This window comes from Streptomyces sp. NPDC002324 (genome assembly GCF_053593335.1).
Genome location: NZ_JBSFCF010000034.1, coordinates 18,367 through 38,829, shown reverse-complemented (window position 1 = coordinate 38,829; position 20,463 = coordinate 18,367). Strand labels below are relative to the sequence as shown.

At 72.7% G+C, this 20,463-nt stretch carries 17 protein-coding genes and 1 tRNA gene; 13 read left to right on the top strand and 5 right to left on the bottom strand.

Annotation, left to right across the window (positions count from 1 at the left end):
- Positions 1-16: 16 nt before the first annotated feature.
- On the bottom strand, positions 17-625 hold the full coding sequence (locus tag ACWCRJ_RS33530) for a 5-formyltetrahydrofolate cyclo-ligase (protein WP_450942824.1): 609 nt from the start codon (positions 623-625) through the stop codon (positions 17-19).
- A gap of 103 nt (positions 626-728) precedes the next feature.
- Here ACWCRJ_RS33530 and galU point away from each other — a divergent pair, with 103 nt between their 5' ends.
- From galU to ACWCRJ_RS33495, 7 genes are all read left to right on the top strand, one after another.
- Positions 729-1,631: a UTP--glucose-1-phosphate uridylyltransferase GalU gene (gene galU, locus ACWCRJ_RS33525; protein WP_450942823.1), complete on the top strand. Its 903-nt coding sequence runs from the start codon at positions 729-731 to the stop codon at positions 1,629-1,631.
- Positions 1,632-1,636: 5 nt separating this feature from the next.
- Positions 1,637-2,959 (top strand): molybdotransferase-like divisome protein Glp, encoded by a 1,323-nt coding sequence (gene glp, locus ACWCRJ_RS33520; RefSeq protein WP_450942822.1) that lies wholly within the window; start codon positions 1,637-1,639, stop codon positions 2,957-2,959.
- A gap of 84 nt (positions 2,960-3,043) precedes the next feature.
- Complete coding sequence (gene moaC, locus ACWCRJ_RS33515) at positions 3,044-3,526, top strand: cyclic pyranopterin monophosphate synthase MoaC (RefSeq protein ID WP_005485947.1); 483 nt, start codon at positions 3,044-3,046, stop codon at positions 3,524-3,526.
- Positions 3,523-4,053 carry a MogA/MoaB family molybdenum cofactor biosynthesis protein gene (locus ACWCRJ_RS33510; RefSeq protein ID WP_450942821.1) on the top strand — a complete coding sequence of 177 codons (531 nt, stop codon included), beginning with the start codon at positions 3,523-3,525 and terminating at the stop codon, positions 4,051-4,053. Before moaC ends, ACWCRJ_RS33510 begins: the two co-directional genes overlap by 4 nt.
- A 17-nt stretch (positions 4,054-4,070) precedes the next feature.
- Positions 4,071-4,712 (top strand): GNAT family N-acetyltransferase, encoded by a 642-nt coding sequence (locus ACWCRJ_RS33505; RefSeq protein ID WP_450942820.1) that lies wholly within the window; start codon positions 4,071-4,073, stop codon positions 4,710-4,712.
- A gap of 222 nt (positions 4,713-4,934) precedes the next feature.
- Positions 4,935-6,356 (top strand): divisome protein SepX/GlpR, encoded by a 1,422-nt coding sequence (gene sepX, locus ACWCRJ_RS33500; protein WP_450942819.1) that lies wholly within the window; start codon positions 4,935-4,937, stop codon positions 6,354-6,356.
- Positions 6,357-6,480: 124 nt separating this feature from the next.
- Positions 6,481-6,554 (top strand) — tRNA-Ala (locus ACWCRJ_RS33495).
- Positions 6,555-6,605: 51 nt separating this feature from the next.
- Here ACWCRJ_RS33495 and ACWCRJ_RS33490 read toward each other — a convergent pair.
- Entirely contained in the window at positions 6,606-7,031 is a 426-nt protein-coding gene (locus tag ACWCRJ_RS33490) for a hypothetical protein (protein WP_450942818.1), read from the bottom strand.
- A gap of 57 nt (positions 7,032-7,088) precedes the next feature.
- Entirely contained in the window at positions 7,089-7,571 is a 483-nt protein-coding gene (locus ACWCRJ_RS33485) for a GNAT family N-acetyltransferase (protein WP_450942817.1), read from the bottom strand.
- Between the two features lie 171 nt (positions 7,572-7,742).
- Between ACWCRJ_RS33485 and ACWCRJ_RS33480 the strand changes: the two genes are divergently transcribed.
- Positions 7,743-8,537, top strand: a complete 795-nt coding sequence (locus ACWCRJ_RS33480; protein ID WP_450942816.1) for an exodeoxyribonuclease III — start codon at positions 7,743-7,745, stop codon at positions 8,535-8,537.
- A 127-nt stretch (positions 8,538-8,664) separates the two neighbouring features.
- Positions 8,665-10,899, top strand: a complete 2,235-nt coding sequence (locus ACWCRJ_RS33475; RefSeq protein ID WP_450942815.1) for an ATP-binding protein — start codon at positions 8,665-8,667, stop codon at positions 10,897-10,899.
- Positions 10,900-11,157: 258 nt separating this feature from the next.
- On the opposite strand, the gene ACWCRJ_RS33470 is transcribed toward ACWCRJ_RS33475, so the two are convergent.
- On the bottom strand, positions 11,158-12,420 hold the full coding sequence (locus tag ACWCRJ_RS33470; RefSeq protein WP_450942814.1) for a hypothetical protein: 1,263 nt from the start codon (positions 12,418-12,420) through the stop codon (positions 11,158-11,160).
- A gap of 324 nt (positions 12,421-12,744) precedes the next feature.
- Here ACWCRJ_RS33470 and ACWCRJ_RS33465 point away from each other — a divergent pair, with 324 nt between their 5' ends.
- Positions 12,745-15,951: an AfsR/SARP family transcriptional regulator gene (locus tag ACWCRJ_RS33465; protein WP_450942813.1), complete on the top strand. Its 3,207-nt coding sequence runs from the start codon at positions 12,745-12,747 to the stop codon at positions 15,949-15,951.
- 236 nt (positions 15,952-16,187) lie between these two features.
- On the opposite strand, the gene ACWCRJ_RS33460 is transcribed toward ACWCRJ_RS33465, so the two are convergent.
- On the bottom strand, positions 16,188-16,820 hold the full coding sequence (locus tag ACWCRJ_RS33460; protein WP_450942886.1) for a MerR family transcriptional regulator: 633 nt from the start codon (positions 16,818-16,820) through the stop codon (positions 16,188-16,190).
- A 189-nt stretch (positions 16,821-17,009) separates the two neighbouring features.
- Between ACWCRJ_RS33460 and ACWCRJ_RS33455 the strand changes: the two genes are divergently transcribed.
- The 3 genes from ACWCRJ_RS33455 to ACWCRJ_RS33445 are packed head-to-tail and all read left to right on the top strand — an operon-like array spanning position 17,010 to position 20,406.
- A complete protein-coding gene (locus tag ACWCRJ_RS33455; RefSeq protein WP_450942812.1) occupies positions 17,010-18,584 on the top strand; it encodes a flavin-containing monooxygenase in 1,575 nt (524 codons plus the stop codon).
- On the top strand, positions 18,581-19,516 hold the full coding sequence (locus ACWCRJ_RS33450; RefSeq protein ID WP_450942811.1) for an alpha/beta fold hydrolase: 936 nt from the start codon (positions 18,581-18,583) through the stop codon (positions 19,514-19,516). Before ACWCRJ_RS33455 ends, ACWCRJ_RS33450 begins: the two co-directional genes overlap by 4 nt.
- Complete coding sequence (locus ACWCRJ_RS33445; protein WP_450942810.1) at positions 19,513-20,406, top strand: SDR family oxidoreductase; 894 nt, start codon at positions 19,513-19,515, stop codon at positions 20,404-20,406. Before ACWCRJ_RS33450 ends, ACWCRJ_RS33445 begins: the two co-directional genes overlap by 4 nt.
- The last annotated feature ends 57 nt before the right edge of the window (positions 20,407-20,463 follow it).

Genomic DNA, 20,463 nt, shown 5'->3' with positions numbered 1-20,463 from the left:
CGCTTCCGTGTCCGGGTCACCGGAACCGTCGCACCCCCGCCGGGGTCACCACCGCGTGCACCGGGCGGTCGTGCGGCTCCTCGGGGACCCGGTCCACGACCTCCGTGTCGTACAGGAGCACCACCAGCGCCGGGTCGGCGCCCGCGCGTTCCAGGCGGGCCAGCACGCGGTCGTACGAGCCGCCGCCCCGGCCCAGCCGCATCCCGCGCGCGTCGACCGCCAGGCCCGGCAGCAGGACGGCGTCGGCGGTGGTCACGGCCTCCGGGCCGAGGCGCTCGCCGACGGGTTCGAGGAGCGCCATGCGTCCGCCCCCGTGCCGCACGCGCGCGAGGGAGGCCTCTCCCTCGTAGGCGCCCCAGTCGAGGTCGTTGTCGGGGAGCAGGACCGGGAGCAGGACGCGCACGCCCCGGGCGCGGAGCGCGTCGAGGAGCGTGAGCGTGCCCGGTTCACTCCCCACGGCGACATACGCCGCGACCGTGCGCGCGTGCGCCAGCTCGGGCAGGCCGAGGGCCCGATCCGCAAGGGCGCCCGTCGTGTTCCGGACGTCATCCGGTGTCAACCCGTTCCTCACCAGGAGGAGCTCTCGTCGCAACATTCGCTTGGAAAGCTCCGGTTCAGGTCCCATCCGGCTCACAGGTAGCTCCAGTATTCTTCGTAATCGGCTCATATGAGAACGAATTCATCGGAGCCACAGATTCCGCACAAAGGCACCGGATATGGTTCCGCCCATGAGTGAGGCGAACCCCAGGATCAGCAAGGCTGTCATCCCCGCCGCGGGTCTGGGAACCCGGTTCCTGCCGGCCACCAAGGCGACCCCCAAGGAGATGCTGCCGGTGGTCGACAAGCCGGCGATCCAGTACGTGGTGGAGGAGGCCGCGTCGGCGGGTCTCGACGACGTCCTGATGATCACCGGCCGGAACAAACGCCCCCTTGAGGACCACTTCGACCGCAACTACGAGCTGGAGTCGGCCCTCCAGAAGAAGGGCGACGCCCACCGGCTCGCCAAGGTCCAGGAGTCCAGCGACCTCGCGACCATGCACTACGTCCGCCAGGGCGACCCCAAGGGCCTCGGCCACGCCGTCCTGTGTGCCGCCCCGCACGTGGGCGACGAACCCTTCGCCGTCCTCCTCGGCGACGACCTGATCGACCCCCGCGACCCCCTCCTGAAGCGCATGGTCGAGGTCCAGGAGGAGAACGGCGGCAGCGTCATCGCGCTCATGGAGGTCGCGCCGGAGCAGATCCATCTCTACGGATGCGCCGCCGTCGAGGCCACGGCGGACGGCGACGTCGTCAAGGTCACGGGCATGGTCGAGAAGCCGGAGGCGGCCGACGCCCCGTCGAACTACGCGATCATCGGCCGGTACGTCCTCGCCCCGCAGATCTTCGACGTGCTGCGCCGCACCGAGCCGGGCCGCGGCGGCGAGATCCAGCTCACCGACGCCCTCCAGCAGCTCGCAGCCGACGAGAAGGTCGGCGGCCCCGTGCACGGCGTCGTCTTCAAGGGCCGCCGCTATGACACCGGTGACCGTGGCGACTACTTGCGTGCCATTGTCAGACTCGCATGCGAACGTGAGGACCTGGGCCCGGAGTTCCGGACCTGGCTCCGCAGTTACGTAGCCGAGGAGATGTAGCCACATTGAGCACCGCCGCGACCCGCGCCACCGACCCGGACCACCTCTGGTCGGTGACCGAGCACCTGGAGGACATCCTCGCCACCGTCCGCCCCCTGGAACCCATCGAGCTGCAACTCCTCGACGCCCAGGGCTGTGTCCTGGTCGAGGACGTCACGGTGCCGGTGTCACTGCCGCCGTTCGACAACAGCTCGATGGACGGGTACGCGGTACGGGTCGCGGACATCGCGGGCGCGAGCGAGGAGTTCCCGGCCGTGCTCACGGTGATCGGGGACGTCGCGGCGGGTCAGGCGGAACAGCCCCACGTGGGGCCCGGCGAGGCCGCCCGCATCATGACCGGCGCCCCGCTGCCGCCCGGCGCGGAGGCGGTCGTCCCGGTGGAGTGGACCGACGGCGGCCTCGGCGAGGGACCCGTCTCCGGGATGCGTGCCCGCAGCGTCAACCCCGAGGGCGCCACCGGCCAGGTCGCCGTGCACCGCGCCGCGGAGGCACGCGCGCACGTACGCGCGCAGGGCAGCGACGTGAAGGCCGGCGAGCGCGCCCTGGCCGCGGGGACGATCCTCGGCCCGCCGCAGCTCGGCCTGCTGGCCGCCATCGGCCGCGCCTCGGTACGGGTCCACCCGCGCCCGCGCGTGGTCGTGCTCTCCACCGGCAGCGAACTGGTCCCGCCGGGCGAGACCCCGGCCACCGGCCAGATCTTCGACTCCAACAGCTTCGCCCTCACCGCCGCCGCGCGGGACGCGGGCGCGATCGCCTACCGCGTCGGCGCCGTCGCCGACGACGCCGAGACCCTCCGCTCCACCATCGAGGACCAGCTCGTCCGCGCCGACCTGGTCGTCACCACCGGCGGGGTCAGCGTGGGCGCGTACGACGTCGTCAAGGAGGCCCTGGAGTCCGTCGGCGACGAGGACGAGGAGGGCGCCGGCATCGACTTCCGCAAGCTCGCCATGCAGCCCGGCAAACCCCAGGGCTTCGGCACCATCGGCCCCGACCACACCCCGCTGCTCGCGCTGCCCGGCAACCCGGTGTCGTCGTACGTCTCCTTCGAGATCTTCGTCCGGCCCGCCATCCGCACCCTGATGGGCCTGCCCGACGTCCACCGTCCGACGGCCACGGCCATCCTCCGGGCACCCAAGGCGCTGACCTCACCCGCGGGACGCCGCCAGTATCTGCGCGGGACGTACGCCGACGGCGAGGTCACGCCCGTCGGGGGCGCCGGATCGCACCTCGTCGCGGCCCTCGCGCACGCCGACGCGCTGATCGTGATCCCCGAGGACACCGAGTCGGTCGAGCCCGCCGCGGAGGTCGAGGTCGTCCTGCTCGGCTGAACCGTCGGGGGTGGCGTACCGTGTCGCGCACAACCGAGCGCGCGCCGCACCGCGACGGGCCCCGACCGGGAGCGTCACACCACCATGAGTACGCCGCAGGACCGACTGACCCACATCGACGAGGCGGGCGCCGCCCGCATGGTCGACGTCTCCGGGAAGGACGTGACCGCGCGCACCGCCCGCGCCAGCGGCCGGGTCCTGGTCTCGCCGAAAGTGGTCGAACTGCTGCGCGGCGAGGGGGTGCCCAAGGGCGACGCCCTCGCCACCGCGCGCATCGCCGGGATCATGGGCGCCAAACGCACGCCGGACCTGATCCCGCTCTGCCACCCGCTCGCGGTGTCGGGCGTCAAGGTCGACCTGTCGGTCGCGGACGACGCCGTGGAGATCCTCGCCACCGTGAAGACCACCGACCGTACGGGCGTCGAGATGGAGGCCCTCACCGCGGTCTCCGTCGCCGCCCTCACCGTGATCGACATGGTGAAGGCGGTCGACAAGGGCGCGGTCATCACGGACGTCCGTGTCGAGGAGAAGACGGGCGGCAAGTCGGGCGACTGGAGCCGGACATGACGCCGCACACCGACGACACCGGGTCCGCGCCTTACCGGGCGCTGGTCGTGACCGCCTCCAACCGCGCCTCCGCCGGCGTCTACGAGGACCGGGGCGGGCCCCTGATCGCCGAGGGGCTCACGGGCTTCGGCTTCGCCGTCGACGGCCCTCAGGTCGTGCCGGACGGCGCCCCCGTGGAGGCCGCGCTGCGGGCCGGTGTCGCCGCCGGGTACGACGTGATCGTGACGACCGGCGGGACCGGCGTCTCGCCCACCGACCGCACCCCCGAGGCCACCCGCGCGGTCCTCGACCACGAGGTGCCCGGCATCCCCGAGGCCATCAGGGCCTACGGCCGGGACAAGGTGCCGACGGCGGCGCTCTCCCGGGGCCTCGCGGGAGTCGCGGGCCGGACCCTCATCGTGAACCTGCCGGGCTCGACCGGCGGCGTCCGGGACGGCCTGGCCGTACTGGAACCCCTGCTCACCCACGCCGTCGACCAGCTCCGCGGCGGGGACCACCCGAGAACCGGCCACGGGGGTGCGAGCTGAACACCCCATCCTGGCCCGTGGCGCTGGTGGACGGCGAGGTCGTCCTCCGGCCCATAAAGATGCGTGACCAGCGGGCCTGGCGCGAGGTGAACCGGCGCAACCGGGACTGGCTGCGGCCCTGGGAGGCGACCATCCCGCCGCCCACGCCCAGCGGGCCCGTCGCGCACCGGCCGACGTACCGTCAGATGGTCCGCCATCTGCGGGCGGAGGCCAACGCGGGCCGGATGCTGCCGTTCGTGATCGAGTACCAGGGGCGGCTGGTCGGGCAGTTGACGGTCGCCGGGATCACCTGGGGCTCCATGTGCTCGGGCCATGTCGGCTACTGGGTCGACGAGTCGGTGGCCGGGCGCGGGGTGATGCCGACGGCCGTCGCGCTCGTCGTGGACCACTGCTTCCGGACCGTCGGACTGCACCGCGTCGAAGTCTGCATTCGCCCCGAGAATCGGCCGAGCCGACGGGTGGTGGAGAAACTCGGATTCCGCGAGGAGGGTCTTCGTCCACGATATCTTCACATCGACGGTGCCTGGCGTGACCATCTCGTCTTCGCGCTCACCGCGGAGGAGGTCCCCGAGGGGCTGCTCGGGCGCTGGCAGCGGGAACGGACGAGGAACGCGCGGAACGCCGGTTCCGACGCCGGCAAGCCCGGACCTCCGCAATAAATGAAATAAGTGTTCGAAGAAAATGCCCCGGCGGCGATCGGTCGACGACCGGCTTGAACGAGTCGAGGCGTTCTCGGGACGTTCTCGGCACGTTAATTTCGCGCTCTCGGCGGCCCGCTGATCGGATCGGTCACAAAAAAAGCTCGAAATATCAGCCGGATCGTGCGACACACCGGCTCAATTGGCGGATGGCCTCACGCAAACCCCTCTACCGTGTGAGTCGTGAGCAGCAGCGGCCTCATCTACGCAGTCATCGTCGGGGCCTGGGCCGCCTACTTGGTGCCGATGTGGCTCCGTAGGCAGGACGAGCTGAACGAAGCCCGTCCGACGGAACGCTTCAGCACCGCCATCCGGCTGCTTTCCGGCCGGGCGGGGATGGAGCGCCGATACGCCAAGGACCTGCGGGCGCGCTCCACCGACGAGGGGGAGCCCAGCGCCGAACCGGACGGCGTCACCGACTCGGTGGACGTCCGGGCCTTCGCCATGCCCCCGCACCGGGAGCACACGAAGGCCCGATTGCCGGCGGAGCGAGGTGAGTCGGCGCAGCAGGGACACCAGCCCCAGCAGGGGAAACCGGCGGGGCAGGCGCCCGCGCCGGCACAGTCGAAGCCGTTGCCCCAGCAGGGCGGGGCGCCGCAGGCCAAGCACACGGGCGCGCCCGCCGCCAAGCAGGGGGCGGCTCACCCGTCGGCTCCCGCGCGCGCGAAGAGTGCGGACAAACAGCGTGCGGACACGCAGCGGCCGGACACGCAGCGGCCGGACAAGCCGCATGCGGACAAGCAGCATGCCGACAAGCAGACGGCGGGCGCACGCCGGGCCAACTCGGCGGAGGCCAAGGCGCGGGCCCAGCGCTCGAAGGTGCTCGCGCGCCGACGGCGTACGACGGTGCTGCTCTTCCTCGCCTTCTCGCTCGGCGCGATCGTCGCGGCGGTCGGCGGACTCGCCTTCCTGTGGGCGCCGGCCGTACCGGCGGTGCTGCTGAGCACGTACATCGCGCACCTGCGCCGCCAGGAGCTGAAGCGGTTCGCGTACACGATGGACCGGCGCCAGGCCGAGGTGGCGGCGCAGCGACTGCGGGAGCGGCAGCCCCAGCGGCGGCGCCCCGCACCGGACCCGGTGGACACCGACGAGCCGGAGGACGGACCCGAGAGCGAGGAGAGCCGGGCCGAGCTGACCGCCCTCGCGGCCGACCGCCGCGCACTCGTCGAGCAGACCGACCACGCCGAGTGGGTCGACCAGCAGCGGGAGCGCCAGCGGCGGCCCGGCCAGGGCGACAGCTGGGACCCCGTCCCCGTGCCGCTCCCGACCTACGTCACCGCGCCGGTCGCGCCCCGGGCCACCTCCGGCGTCGACCTCGGTGCCCCGGACGCGTGGAGTTCCGCGCGCTCCAGCGCGGCCGACCCGCACAGCTCCTCGGGCGCCCCGTCCCACTCCGCGCACGCCCCCGGGCGCGAGCCGGAGGGCGAGCGTGACGGTGAGGAGGGGGCGGAGGACGCCGGCGCGGGCGAGGCGGGTGACGCCCCCGACGGCGGCCGCTCCGACGCCCGCCGGGCCGCGTCCGCGCGCCGCTCCCGCGAGCGGGGGCGCACGCCGCTCTTCGACCAGTACGAGGACGGCGACCGCCCCCGAGCGGCCAACGAGTGATCACACGGCCCCGGATCTCCCACTCCGCTGACCAGCCAGGAGCCGGCCGCAGACCGCCCGGCGGGCTCTCGGATACGGATTTCCGAGCACCGCGATCGGGATGCTAGAGTTTCACTCGTTGCAAGGGCCTGTGGCGCAGTCTGGTAGCGCACCTCGTTCGCATCGAGGGGGTCTGGGGTTCAAATCCCCACAGGTCCACGCAGCTCAAAGCCCCGGTCGGGTTCTCCTGACCGGGGCTTTGACATGTTGTCAGGACGACGTTCCGTCAGCGCCGGAGTCATGGGCGGACAGGCCGGCGGGGGCGCTCGGCTCCGGTTCCGTGATCGCGTCGAAGTACGGCCAGCCGTCCACCTCGACCTCCTGCGCGGACGGGCGGAGGTCCAGGTTCGGGGCAGCGGCGTCCAGGAGGCGCCGGACCGTGCCGGGCTCGTGGAGGTTGAGGTAGGTGTGGTCCGGAAGGCGGACCAGGGCGCCGGAGTCGAAGTAGCAGTTCGAGACGGCGCGGTCCTCGGCGGGGCTGAAGAGCAGGACCAGGCGGCGGCGCCCGGGGCCCTGCGGGTAGAGGGACAGCTTGAGGTGGCAGTGGTCGTAGGCCACGCGGGACCTCTGGCGGACGGTCCAGTGCCAGGTGGTGTCGCCCACGACGAGACGGCGTAGACGCGTGTTCTTCTTCACCGGGCACACGGTAGGGGCCCGACACCCTGGAGGGCACCGGGATTTACGGGCCAGGGGTCAGGTGTGCAGCCGCTTCGCGAAGCACAGGCTCAGTTCGTGGAAGCGGTAGTAGCCGAACTTCGCGCAGGGCTCGTAGCCGCTGGAGGTGTAGAGGGAGACGGCCTCGGGCTGCTTGGTGCCGGTTTCCAGGACCATGCGGCTGCGGCCGGCGGCGCGGGCGTCGGACTCCAGCGCGGTGAGTATGCGGCGGGCCAGGCCCAGGCCGCGTGCCTCGGGGGTGACGTACATCCGCTTGATCTCGGCATCGCCGTCCAGGTTGCCCTCGTCGTTGGTGTCCTGGCTGCGCCAGCCGCCCGTGGCCAGGGGTCTGCCGTGCGGGTCGTAGGCGATCAGGTACAGGCCCCTCGGTGGCAGGAAGTGCGCCGGGTCCATGTGGGTGGCGTCGCCGTCGTCGCCGTAGCGGACGCTGTACTCGGCCTGGACCTCGTCGTTCAGCTTGACGGCGTCGGGGTGGTCGAAGGGCACGGGGCGGATAATCATGCCAAGCATCGTACATCTATGCATGAGTCTCCTTCGGAGCGTCCGGCACCGCGGGCGTCCGGCACCGCGGGCGTCCGGCACCGCGGGCGTCCGGGACCACGGGCGTCCGGGGTGATCTGTGCCGAATCCGGACCCCGTCCACGGTACGGGTATCGTGCCCGGGTGCTGACTGTGACCTCTGTGAATGTGAACGGGCTGCGGGCCGCCGCGAAGAAGGGCTTCGTCGAGTGGCTCGCCGGGACCTCGGCGGACGTGGTGTGCCTGCAGGAGGTGCGGGCCGAGCCCGGGCAACTCCCCGAAGGGGTACGGCAGCCCGAGGGGTGGCACGTCGTGCACGCCCCGGCCGCCGCCAAGGGGCGTGCGGGGGTCTCGCTCTACAGCCGTCGTGAGCCCGACCGGGTCCGGATCGGCTTCGGTTCGGCCGAGTTCGACGGCAGCGGGCGGTACGTCGAGGCCGACCTGCCCGGCGTCACCGTGGCCAGCCTCTACCTCCCCTCCGGCGAGGTCGGCACCGAGCGGCAGGACGAGAAGGTGCGGTTCATGGGGGAGTTCCTCCCCTATCTGAAGGAACTCCGGGAGCGGGCCGCCGCCGACGGACGCGAGGTCGTGGTCTGCGGCGACTGGAACATCGCCCACCGACAGGCCGACCTCAAGAACTGGCGGGCCAACCAGAAGAACTCCGGGTTCCTGCCGGAGGAGCGGGCCTGGCTCGGGCAGGTCCTCGACGCGGGGGACGGGGGGTACGTCGATGTCGTGCGTGACCTGCACCCCGATGTCGAGGGGCCGTACACCTGGTGGTCGTACCGGGGGCGGGCCTTCGACAATGATTCGGGATGGCGCATCGACTATCAGATGTCCACGGCCGGGCTCGCCGCCAAGGCGGTCAAGGGGTTCGTGGAGCGGGCCGCGACGCACGCGGAGCGGTGGTCGGACCACGCGCCGGTGACGGTCGTCTACGACCTCTGAGGAGGCCCCTGCGAGCGACCCGGGTCCCGCGTTCCTGACGCTCCGCGCCGAGCGGCATCGGTTGTTCGATCGCTGTGCGGACATACTCCCTACCGGCGGACGGTGCCTACCGGTCGGAGGGGGAGTCGTGCGGGGGCAGGGGCAGGGGCGAGAACGAGGGCAGGGGCCGGACAGTCACAACGAACTCGGCGGCGTCGTGCACGGGCCCAGCGTGCAGGCCGCCGTCGTGTACGGCGGAGTGCAGGTCCGGACCGTCGCTCCGGCCACTCCGCGGCCGCCCGCGACGGTGCCGTGGCAGCTTCCTCCTCCGGTGCCACTCACCGCCCGCACGGCCGAGATCGAGCGCCTGGAACACCACCGCGCCTCGGCTTCCCGCCGAGGGCATCCCGTCCTCGCCGCCGTGAGCGGCCTCGGAGGGGTGGGAAAGACCGCCCTCGCCCTGTCCTGGCTGCACGGACTGCGGGCGGACTTCCCCGATGGCCAGCTGTACGTGGACCTGGGCGCCCAGTCGCCGGCGGGGCCGGCCGACCCCGCCGAGGTGCTGAGCGGATTTCTGCGTGGGCTGGGAGTGCCCCCGCGGCAGGTGCCCCACGGCCTTGAGGAACGGGCCGCGCTGTACCGGTCGTTGACGGCCGAGCGCGCGCTCGTGGTCCTGCTCGACGACGCGGACACGGCCGCCCAGGTACGGCCGCTGCTGCCGGGCGGACAGACCCTCACCCTGGTGACCGGTCGGCGGCGGATGTCGGGTCTGGCGCTCGAAGGGTGCCACCAGCTGCAGTTGGAACCCCTGGCTCCGCAAGCCGCGGTGGAACTGCTCGCGGCGACCCTCGCCGACGACCGCGTGGCCACCCAGTCCGACGACGCCCGGGCCCTGGTGGCTCTGTGCGCCGGGCTGCCGCTCGCCGTGCGCGTCGCGGGCGCACGGCTCGCCGCACGGCCGGGGCGGCGGATCGGCGCGATGGTGCGAGCCCTCGCCGCCGAGCAGGGGAGGCTGGACGGGCTCGCGATCGAGGGCGACAGGGGCGTGCGGGCCGCGCTGGACCTGTCGTACCGAGGACTGCCCGAGACGGCGGCCCGGCTCTACCGACTGCTCGGCGTGCACCCCGGCAGGGAGTTCGAGAACACCGTCGCGGCGGCGGTCCTGGCCCGCGTGCCCACCGCCGACGGGCCGGAGCCCGACCACGCCTCCGGGCCGCCCGGCGGTGGCACCGCCGCCCGTCACTCCGGCGCGGAGCACGCGCTGGAGAACCTGTACGACGCCCATCTGCTGATCGACGCCGGAGAGGACCGCTACCGCTTCCACGACCTCGTCCGGCTGCACGCGGTGGAGAAGGCCGCGCAGGACGAGTCCGAGGCGGAACGGTCGGCCGCGTTCCGCCGGGTCGCTGACCACTGTCTGGCCACCGCGACTCGGGCGGAGAGGGCCATCGAGCCGTACCACCCACTGCGTGCGCGTTCCTACGGCCCCGGGCCGGTGGTCGAGGGGGCCCCGGGCCCCGGACCACGGGCCGCACTGGACTGGCTGGAGCGTGAACTGCCCCAGCTCATGGCCGTGCTCCGGCGCGCCAGGGCGGCGGGCGCGCCGGAGACCTGCTGGCAGCTCGCCGATGCCCTGGGGCCCCTCTTCATCCGGCGCAAGCACTACGACGAGTGGCTCGCCGCGTACGAGGAGGGGCTGGCGGCGGCCCGCGAGGTGGGCGACACCGAGGCCGTGTGCCGGATGCTCACCTCCGGGGGCCAGGGCGAACTCGGGCGCGGCGGGCACGGGCGGGCGCTGGAGATGTTCGAGGAGGCGTCCCGGCTGTTCGTCTCCCTGGGGGACCCGCTCGGCCACGCCCGCACGCTCAACTATGCGGGTCTGGCCCACCAGCGCCTGGGGCAACTGGACGAAGCGGCCGCCCTGTTCGCCCGTGCTGCCGTCGAACTCCCCCGACACGGGGACGAACGCGCGGGCGGACTCGCCCGGCTCAACGCGGCCGACGTCGACCTCGCCCTCGGCCGTCCGCGGCAGGCCGCCGAAGGGGCTGCCGCGGCACGGGCCGTGCTGCTGGACGCGGACGACCTCTACAACGCCGCCCGCGCCGCCACATTGCTCGGCCGGTCCGCCCTATCACGAGGCGAACATGACGAGGCGGAACGACTGCTCTCCGGAGCACTCGCCGATCTCGGCGCCGTGGGAGCGGATTCCGAGACGGCCCGGGCGCTGCACGCGCTGGGCGCGGTGGCCGAGGGCCGGGGGCAGCGTGCTCTCGCCCGGGACCGCTACGAGCGGGCGCTCGCGCTGGCCGTCGCGGCGAACCAGCCGGGACAGGCCGACGAACTGCGCGAGCGACTGCGACTTGTGGCCGGGCCTGAGGCCTGAGGCCGGGGGCCGGAAGCCTGAGGCCGGGGTGGTGCCGGATGACAGGGTGTGGGGCGGGCGGTCGCACGTACAACCGCTCGTCGACGACCGTGGCGACGCCGCCCGGTCCGGCACGTACGACACGTACCCGACCGTGGCGACCCCGCTCGGTGCGGCACACGTACGACACGTATGACTTGTACGACACGTACGTCCCGGCCGGCCCGAGGGCGCGCACGGCCCCCGCACCGGCTCCCCAGTCGTATGCGCGACCCGGCTTCACGCCCCGGTGCCCTCGGGCGCCCCGTACCGCACCAGGACCGGCGGCGCCGCCGCCTCCGGGGCGAGGCGGGCGACCGGAGCGCGCAGGCGCAGCTTCCGATAGAGGAGGGCGCGCATCCGCCGGGCGAACCGGCCCGGTTCGGAACTGATCCGGGCCGCGACGCGCGCGTACCGGTCCGGGCGGTAGGCGACGGAGCTCTGCCGCAGCTGGCGGAGCAGCGGCCGGTCCGTGTCGATCCACGGCGCCAGCGAGCGCAGCTCGGCCATCGGCGACGAGGGATCGAGGTCCGTGTCCGGAGAGCCGGACGTCAGCAGCCGGGCGCCCGTCATCGTCCCGTACAGCGACACGGAGCCGTGGTCTCCCACGATGTAGTCGGCCGCGACCACCGCACCGCTCCATTCCGCGTGCTGGCTGACCAGCCCGATGCCGCAGCGGCTCAGCCCGGCGAAGGCGCTGCGGATGTGCCATTCGCTGTGGGCGTTCCAGACGTTGGAGTGGAGCATGACCACGACCCGGAACTCCTCCCGGGGCAGCTGGGCGGTCAGCTGTTCGAGGAGGCCCCAGTGGCGTCCGAGCAGGGAGTCGGGGCCCCAGGTCGAGCAGACGAGGACGAGCTCCTGCCAGGGCGCCGCGCCGAGCGCACGCCGGTACAGGTCCCGTGCGGGCAGGCTCGCGGCGACGCGGTCGTAGCAGGGGTCCCCGACCACCTCGACCACCGGCAGTGCCTCGGGGCACTCCCGGCCGAGACGGGTCCGGTCGTCCTCGTGGGCCAGAACGATCGCGGCGGGCACCACCACCCCGTCGCGGATCAGCCACTGCCGGCCCAGTCCGTACACCTCGCGCACGGCGGGCAGCCGGACGCGGCGGTCCTGGGGCAGGGAGACCCGTCTGTTGTAGGAGGCGCCGTGCGGGAGCACGATCACCGGGACGTTCAGTTCGTGCAGACTTCCGTAGCTCGCGGCCAGCGCGAGGTCGAAGCGTGTGTGCACCGCCTGGCCCCAGGGCACGACGAGCGCCCGGGTGTCGTCCAGGAACTCGTCCACGCCGTGGTTGAAGACGTCACCGGCCACCGTGAACATGACCTGCACCCGCGGATCCCCCTCCAGCAGCCGGACCGCGTCGAGCAGCCGGCGGGCGGAGGTCACGGTGTGCACCACCGCGAGCACACGCTTGCGGATGCGGAAGGTCGCCCAGCGCTCGACATCCAGACGCAAGGGCACGGCAGGGCGCCGGTCGGCGTCCGGCATCAGCAGACTCATCTGAACTCCCCCGTGGATCAACCGAGTTGAGGTGTGGCCGCCTCCGGTTGGTGCGCGGCCACAGACCTGGGTATCCCCGGGAGGCTGGACGGCGGGCTTGCAGAAAACTTGCACCTTGCCCCGCGGATTTCCCCACCCCGCCCTGTGCGCCCCTTCGCGCGACTGTGCGCCCTTCCTTGCACCTCTGTTCCTTCCGGCGGGGTGGCGACAGTGAGACACGAGGTGGACAGATGTGCGATCCACCGGCCGCCCGTGCGGAGACCGCCGGCGCGAGGAAAGCACGACCGCCAAGGACGCCTGGACGAAGCGAACCACCTGGGGGAAGTGGTGCACCTTCTTGCGCTCGGGCCGCTCGAACTGTGGCACGAGGGACGGCAGTACCCGCTCGGATCCCTGAAGGAGCGCCGGGTGCTCGCGGTCCTGCTCTACGCCCAGGGTGATCCCGTCGCCGTCGATACGCTCGTCGAACGGGTCTGGGACGACGACGAGGTACCCGTGACCGCCGTGGAGACGCTGCACACCTACCTCTCCCGGCTGCGCAACCGGCTGCGGCGCGCCGTCGGTGACCGGGCACTGCTGGAGCGCCCGTCCCCGCGCCGCTACCGGCTGCGCGTCCAGCACGCGGACGACGTGGACTTCGTACGGCTGCAGCGGCTGCGCGGCGAGGCCCGCGCGGCGGCCGGGCGCGGTGACCGGGAGTACGCGGTCGGGCTGCTGCACGAAGCCGCCTCGCTGTGGCGGGGGGAGCCGTTCGCGGAGTTCACCGGCGACTGGGCCGCGTCCGCCCGCGCGCGGCTGACCGAGGACCACCGCCGGGTCCGGGAGGAGCGCATCCGACTGGAACTGGAGCTGGGCCGCCACGCCGATCTCCTGGGCGAACTCCACGAGCTGGTCTCCCTCGACCCGCTGGCCCAACAGGCCGTCACCGCCCTGATGCTGGCCCTGTACCGGTCCGGCCGGGACGGCGAGGCCCTGGCGCTGTACCGCACGACACGCACCCGGCTGAACGAGGAACTCGGCATCGACCCCGGCACGGAGCTGCGGGAACTGCAGCTCCGCATCCTCGGACAGGACCCCACCCTGCGGGAACTGCCCCCCGCGGCCGACGGACTCGGGGCCGGCCGGGGCGGTGCCCCGGGGGCGACGGACCCGGCGGCCAGGCATCCGGGAAGCAGCCTGCCGCGTGACACCAGGGACTTCACCGGCCGCGCGAGCGAGATCGACATGCTGCTCGCCGACCGGGGACCCGGCGACAGTGGCACCGCTCTGCCGGTCACCGTGGTGCACGGCATGCCCGGTGTCGGCAAGTCCGCGCTGATCGTGCACGCCGCGCACCGGATGCGGGGACGCTACCCGGACGGTCAGTTCTATGTGGACCTGCGTGCCTACAGCGACCAGCCGCCCTGCGATCCCGCGGACGCGCTGGCGTTCCTGCTGCACACCGTCGGGGTCCCCGATCCGCTGCCGGTCACCCTGGACGAGCGGACCGCGCGCTGGCGCGAGTGGACGGCCCGGCACCGGGTGCTGGTGGTACTCGACAACGTCCGGGACGCCGAGCAGATCCGCCCGTTGCTGCCCGGCTCCCCGGACTGCCACGCGATCGTGGCCAGCCGCAACCGGCTCACCGAACTGGACGGCGCCACCTCGCTGTCGCTGGACGTGCTCCCGGTGTCCGAGGCCGCCGCGCTCTTCGCCCGGATCGCGGGGGCGGCCCGCGTCTGCGACACCGCCGCCCTGCGTCGCGTCGTGGAACTGTGCGGCCGGCACCCGCTCACCCTGCAACTGCACGCGAGCCGGTTCCGGCACCGGGACACCTGGGATCTGGAGTACGTCGCGGACCGGCTGGACGGCGCCACCGACCGGCTGGAGGAGTTCGACGAGCGGGTCGCCGCCGCCCTGGAGATGTCCTGCGCCGACCTGGACGCCTCGGCGCGCAGACTCTTCCGCGTGCTGGCCGTGCACCCGGGCCCCGACATCACCCTGGAGGCGGCGATGGCGCTCTCCGGCGATGTCGAACCGGGTGCGGTGCGCCGTGCCGCCGAATCGCTGCTGGACCGTCACCTGCTGGACGAGCCGGTCCGGGACCGCTATCAACTGCACGATCTGGCACGCGCGTTCGGCGGCCGTCTCGGCCGCCGGGAGGATCCGCCGGCCGAGCGCCGTGCGGCCCTGCGGCGGCTGATGTCGTACTACCTCACGGCTGCCGACCGGGCGGACCGGCTCGCCCATCCGCGTCGCCGCAGACGCGATGTCCCGCCGGAACTGGTCGCGCCGATCGGCCCCGGCTTCACGACGGCCCCGCACGCCGAGTCCGCCGCCGACGAGGCGTCGGTGTGGCTGACGGTCGAGCGGGGCAACCTGCTGGCCGTGGCGCGCACGGCCGCGACGGAGTTCCCCGAGTTCGCCGCCCTGTTCCCGCACGTCCTGGCCCACTCCCTGCAGCGCTGGGGGACGCACGACATCACCGCCGAACTGCAGGCCGCCGCCCTGACCGCGCTGCGCGCGGGCGAGGACCGGTCGGCGCTGGCGCGGACGCTGGTGGAGCGGGCGAGCGTGCTGGCCCGGGAGAACCACGGCGCGGCTCTCGCCGCCGCGGCCGAGGCGCTGACCCTGTTCGACGAGCTCGGCGACACCCGGGGGCGGGCCGACGCGTCGCTGGAGATCGGCCGTGCCCATCTGGGGGCGGGGCGCGGCGAGGCGTGCCTGCGGGAACTGGACCGGTGCCTGGTGCTCTACCGCGCTGTCGGCGACCGGCACGGAATCGCCGCGACCCTCAACGTGCAGGGCACGGCCCGGGTGCACAGGGCGGAGTACGCCGAGGCCACGCACTGCTTCCGGACGATGCTGGGTATCAACCGGGAGCTGCGCGACCGTCACGGTGAGGCCGTCGCATGGAACAACCTCGGCGACATCCGGCTCGCTCTGGGACTCCACGATGAGGCCCGCTACCACTACGAGCACGCCCTGGCCCTGATGCGCGAGATCGGCGGGAAGAAGGAGCTCGCGATCCTCGACACCAATCTCGGTGCCGTGTACGCCGCGACCGGTCAGTCGCAGTGGGCGCTCTCCTGTTTCCGCCGGGCTCTGGCGAGCCATCGGGCGGGCGGGGACGCCATCGGTGAGGTCAACACCCTGATCTCCCTGGGCGAGACGTGCGCGGGTGCCGGGCGCACGGCGGAAGCCCTGACGCACTTCGGTGCGGCGGAGGAGGTCGCCCGCCGTATTGACAATGCGTACGAGCGGCAGAGGGCTCTCCTCGGAATTGCCGACACGCATTACCGGGAGAGGCGGTGGGGAATCTCGCTGGAGACCTACCGGAACGCGCTGTCCATTGCGCACGAGCACGGGTATTCACTGTGCTCGGCGCGCGCACTGGCCGGTATTTCCCGGGTGGGCCTGCGCATGCACGACATTCGGTCCGCCCGAGCCCACGCGGAACGCGCGCTGGCGGTGTACCGGAGGCTCGGGGCGGACGGGGAGGCGGCTGAACTGCACCGCCTGTTCGACGACTGGGGTGCTACCGGCTCCTGAGGGCCGGTGGGCCTACCAAATGCACTCGGCGTGCGCCGAGGTCATGTTCATGACGAGAATAGCGGCGGTGGCGAAACAAACGGCGAGCGTGCGCACTTCTCTCCCGGTCGAAAAAGTATCAGAAAGTGGAACGTCAGATCGACGTTTGAGCTTACGTTAGCTCACCTGGCGATCAGTCGAATCGATTCTGCTCACTCGTTCGAGTGAATGTGACGCCTGCCGGGACTATTCGCCCCTTATTTATTTGTCGACTTCCTCAGTCGCCTGTCCAATGCCAGCGACAGCTCCGCCTCCGTCACGCTCTTCGCCAACGGGCGGAGGCGGTGGAGGTCTTCGGGGGTGCGGCCGGGCTGGGTGAGGATGAGGTCGGTGAAGAGGGTGGCGAGGGCCTCGGCGTGTTCGCGTACGCGGCGGCCGACGGCGAGGACGTCGGCGAGGGGGACGCCCTCGCGGACCAGGGCCGCCGAGACGTCCAGGAGGCGGCGGCTGATGTGCACGATCTCGCCGCCGTCGGTGGCGAGGTAGCCGAGGTCCAGGGCGGCGGCCAGGTTCTCCGGGGTCGACTGGTCGCCGAAGTGGTCGGCCAGTTCCTCGGGGGAGAGGCGGACCGGGACCTCGTCGGTGGGGTCCCCGAGGCCCAGCAGGTCGCCCACGTCGCGGCCCTGGTCGAAGGCCTCGGCCAGCTCGGCTATCCCGCTGAGCGTGTGGCCGCGCTCCAACAGCGCCGAGATCGTGCGCAGCCGGGCCAGGTGGGTGTCGTCGTACCAGGCGATACGGCCCTCGCGGCGGGGTGGCGGGATCAGCTTGCGCTCCCGGTAGAAGCGCAGGGTGCGTACGGTGATGCCGGCCTCCTCGGCCAGCTCCTCCATGCGGTACTCGTGTCGCTCGCCGTCTTCTGCCACGCGCGCAGCCTATGTCGTACCGCTGGTAACCCCAGAGTGCCGAACCCCTACCCATCGGTACGGTCCTGCCCTACGCTCCCACTGCGCCAGTGATTACTGGCGCGGATATGAGGTGCGAACGCGGTGTGCGCACGCGATGAGGCGTGGAGGTACCGGATGGCCGAGCAGGGTCAGGGCGGGCGGGAGCGGGTGCCGCATGTGCGGGTGGCGGTGGTCGGGTCCGGGTTCGGCGGGCTCGGCGCGGCCGTGCGGCTGCGGCGCGAGGGGATCACCGACTTCGTCGTCCTGGAGCGGGCCGGTGCCGTCGGCGGCACCTGGCGCGACAACGACTACCCCGGGTGCGCCTGTGACGTGCCGTCCCATCTGTACTCGTTCTCCTTCGCGACCGACTACGCGTGGCCGCGCGCCTTCTCCGGGCAGGAGCACATCCGGGCCTATCTGGAGCATGTGACGGACGTCTTCGGGCTGCGGCCGCACATCCGCTTCGACTCCGAGGTGCTGAGGATGGCCTGGGACGGGGAGCGGCTGCGCTGGGACATCGAGACCAGCGGCGGGCGGCTCTCCGCCGACATGGTCGTCTCCGCGACCGGCCCGCTCTCCGATCCGCGGATCCCCACCGAGGCCGAGCTGCCGGGGCTCGGCTCCTTCCCCGGCAAGGTCTTCCACTCCGCCCGCTGGGACCACGGCTACGACCTGCGCGGCAAGCGGGTCGCGATGATCGGCACGGGGGCCTCGGCGGCCCAGATCGTGCCGGCGATCGCGCCCGAGGTCGGCCGGCTGACCCTCTTCCAGCGGACCCCGCCCTGGGTGCTGCCGCGGGTCGACCGGGGCATCGGCGGCGTCGAGCGGTGGCTGCACCGGCAGTTGCCCTTCACCGCGCAGGCCCGGCGCGGACTGCTGTGGGGCATGCGGGAGTTGCAGGTGCAGGCCTTCACCAAGCGGCCCAAGGTGCTGGGCGTGGTGGAGCGGGTGGCGAAGCGGAACCTGGCCCGGACCGTCAAGGACCCGGACCTGCGCGCCCGGCTCACTCCCGACTACCGCATCGGCTGCAAGCGCATCCTGCTGTCCAACACCTACTATCCGGCGCTGACCCGGCCGAACGTCGACGTCATCGCGTCCGGGCTGGCCAAGGTCGACGGCTCCACGCTGGTCGCCGCCGACGGGTCCGCCGCCGAGGTCGACGCGATCGTCTTCGGCACCGGGTTCCATGTCACCGACATGCCCATCGCCGACCGGGTCGTGGGCGCGGACGGCCGGACCCTCGCCGAGGCGTGGGCGGACGGCGGGATGCGGGCACTGCGCGGGGCGTCGGCCACCGGGTTCCCGAACTGGATGACGATCATCGGGCCCAACACGGGCCTGGGGAACTCCAGCATGATCCTGATGATCGAGTCGCAGCTGAACTACATGGCGGACTTCGTACGGCAGTTGGACGTGCTGGGCGGCCGGGTCGCCCTGGACGCCCGGCCCGCGGCCGTGGACGCCTGGAACGAGCGGGTCCAGAAGCGCATGGAGCGCACGGTCTGGAACACCGGCGGCTGCACCAGCTGGTATCTCGACGCCAGCGGTCGCAACACGACCGTCTGGCCGGGGACGACGTCCGAGTTCCGGGGCGCGACCCGGCGGGTCGATCTGAGCGAGTACACGGTGCTGCGGGCGGCCCGGCCGGGTACGGAGAACGAGGAGACGCCCGGGACGGGCGACCTGGCGAAGGTGGAGGCCGGAGCGTGACCCGACTGACCCATGTGAAGCACGGGCCCTACGCGCCGCCCGTCGCCGTAAGGGAGTTGGCGGCCGAGTCCGCCGACGGGGCGCGGCTGCACGTCGAGGTGCACGGCCCGCAGGACGCGCCGGCGGTGGTGCTCGTGCACGGCTGGACGTGTTCGACGGCGTACTGGGCGGCGCAGGTGCGGGACCTCGCCGTCGACCACCGGGTCATCGTCTACGACCAGCGCGGTCACGGCCGCAGCCCCGCCTCCGCCGTGTGCACCGCCGACGCCCTCGCCGACGACCTGGAGGCGGTGCTCGCCGCGACACTCGCGCCGGGCGAGAAGGCGGTGCTGGCCGGGCACTCCATGGGCGGCATGACGCTGATGGCGGCCGCCGGACGGCCCGGCCTGCGGGAGCACGCGGCGGCGGTCCTGCTGTGCAGCACGGGCAGTTCGAAGCTGGCCGTCGAGTCGCTGGTCGTGCCGATGCGGCCCGGACGCGTACGCACCTGGCTCACGGAGAGGGTCCTCGGCGCGCGGGCGCCGCTCGGGCCGGTCACGCCGGTCGCCCGGCGCATCCTCAAGTACGCGACCATGGGCCCCGGCGCGTCGCCGGTGATGGTCGAGGCGTGCGCGCGGATCGTGCACGCGTGCCCGGCCCGGGTGCGGCACGCCTGGTCGCACGTCCTCGCCTCGCTCGATCTCGACCACCGAATACGGGAGTTGACGGTGCCGACGGCCGTCGTCGTGGGTACGGCGGACCGGATGACGCCGCCCGTGCACGCGCGGGCGCTGGCCGCAGCGCTGCCCGACTGCGTGGGCGTGAGCGAGCTGACCGGGGTCGGACACATGGCGCCGGTGGAGGCGCCGGAAGCGGTCAGCGCCCGGATACGCGGACTGGCCGCGCTGTATGTACGTGCCGGGCAGGACGAGTTGGAGGAGGCGGGCGCATGAGCGACGGCAGCAGGCTGGAGGGGCGGGTCGCGGTCGTCACCGGGGCCGCGCGGGGCGTCGGGGAACTCCTCGCGCGCAAACTCTCGGTGCGGGGGGTGAAGGTCGCGCTCGTCGGCCTCGAACCGGACGAACTGAAGCGGGTGTCGGAGCGGCTCTACGGGGACAGCGCCCACTGGCACGCCGACGTCACCGACCACGAGGCCATGGCCCGGGTCGCCGAGGAGGTCAAGGAGCGGTTCGGGCGGGTCGACATCGTCGTAGCCAACGCGGGCGTCGCCAACAGCGGGCCCTTCGTCGACTCCGACCCGGAGTCCTGGCGGCGGGTCATCGAGGTCAACCTCGTCGGATCGGCCGTCACCGGGCGGGCGTTCCTGCCGGCGCTGATCGAGAGCCGGGGCTATCTGCTGCAGATCGCCTCCCTCGCCGCGATCACCCCGGCGCCGATGATGACGGCGTACTGCGCGTCCAAGTCGGGCGTCGAGGCGTACGCGCACTGTCTGCGGGCCGAGGTCGCGCATCAGGGCGTGGGTGTCGGGGTCGGGTATCTGTCCTGGACGGACACGGACATGGTGCGGGGCGCCGACAAGGACGAGGCGTTGCGGGAGTTGCGGGAGCGGCTGCCGTGGCCGGCCGGGAAGACATATCCGCTGGGGCCGGCGGTGGACCGGCTGGTCGCCGGGATCGAGCGGCGGTCGAGTCATGTGTACGGGCAGTGGTGGCTGCGGGGGATGCAGGGCGTACGCGGGTATCTCCCGGGGCTCATCGGGACGTTCGCGCCGCGCGAGGTGCGGCGGATGGAGCCTCGGCTCCGGGGGGTCGCCAAGGGGCTGGTGGGGGCCGGTGGGGCCGCGGACGAGCGGACGCGGGGGGTCGGGGCGCCGGACGCCTGATGACCGAGCGTGACTGATCGACATGCGGGGCGTGTTCGTGCGTGTTTGTCTGGTCGA

Coding starts and splice junctions, on each gene's coding strand:
- moaC (WP_005485947.1), top strand. CDS start 3,044: ATGAGTACGCCGCAGGACCGACTGACCCACATCGACGAGGCGGGCGCC.
- ACWCRJ_RS33460 (WP_450942886.1), bottom strand. CDS start 16,820: ATGGAGGAGCTGGCCGAGGAGGCCGGCATCACCGTACGCACCCTGCGC.
- ACWCRJ_RS33455 (WP_450942812.1), top strand. CDS start 17,010: ATGGCCGAGCAGGGTCAGGGCGGGCGGGAGCGGGTGCCGCATGTGCGG.
- ACWCRJ_RS33530 (WP_450942824.1), bottom strand. CDS start 625: ATGGGACCTGAACCGGAGCTTTCCAAGCGAATGTTGCGACGAGAGCTC.
- ACWCRJ_RS33485 (WP_450942817.1), bottom strand. CDS start 7,571: ATGATTATCCGCCCCGTGCCCTTCGACCACCCCGACGCCGTCAAGCTG.
- galU (WP_450942823.1), top strand. CDS start 729: ATGAGTGAGGCGAACCCCAGGATCAGCAAGGCTGTCATCCCCGCCGCG.
- ACWCRJ_RS33510 (WP_450942821.1), top strand. CDS start 3,523: ATGACGCCGCACACCGACGACACCGGGTCCGCGCCTTACCGGGCGCTG.
- ACWCRJ_RS33445 (WP_450942810.1), top strand. CDS start 19,513: ATGAGCGACGGCAGCAGGCTGGAGGGGCGGGTCGCGGTCGTCACCGGG.
- ACWCRJ_RS33470 (WP_450942814.1), bottom strand. CDS start 12,420: ATGAGTCTGCTGATGCCGGACGCCGACCGGCGCCCTGCCGTGCCCTTG.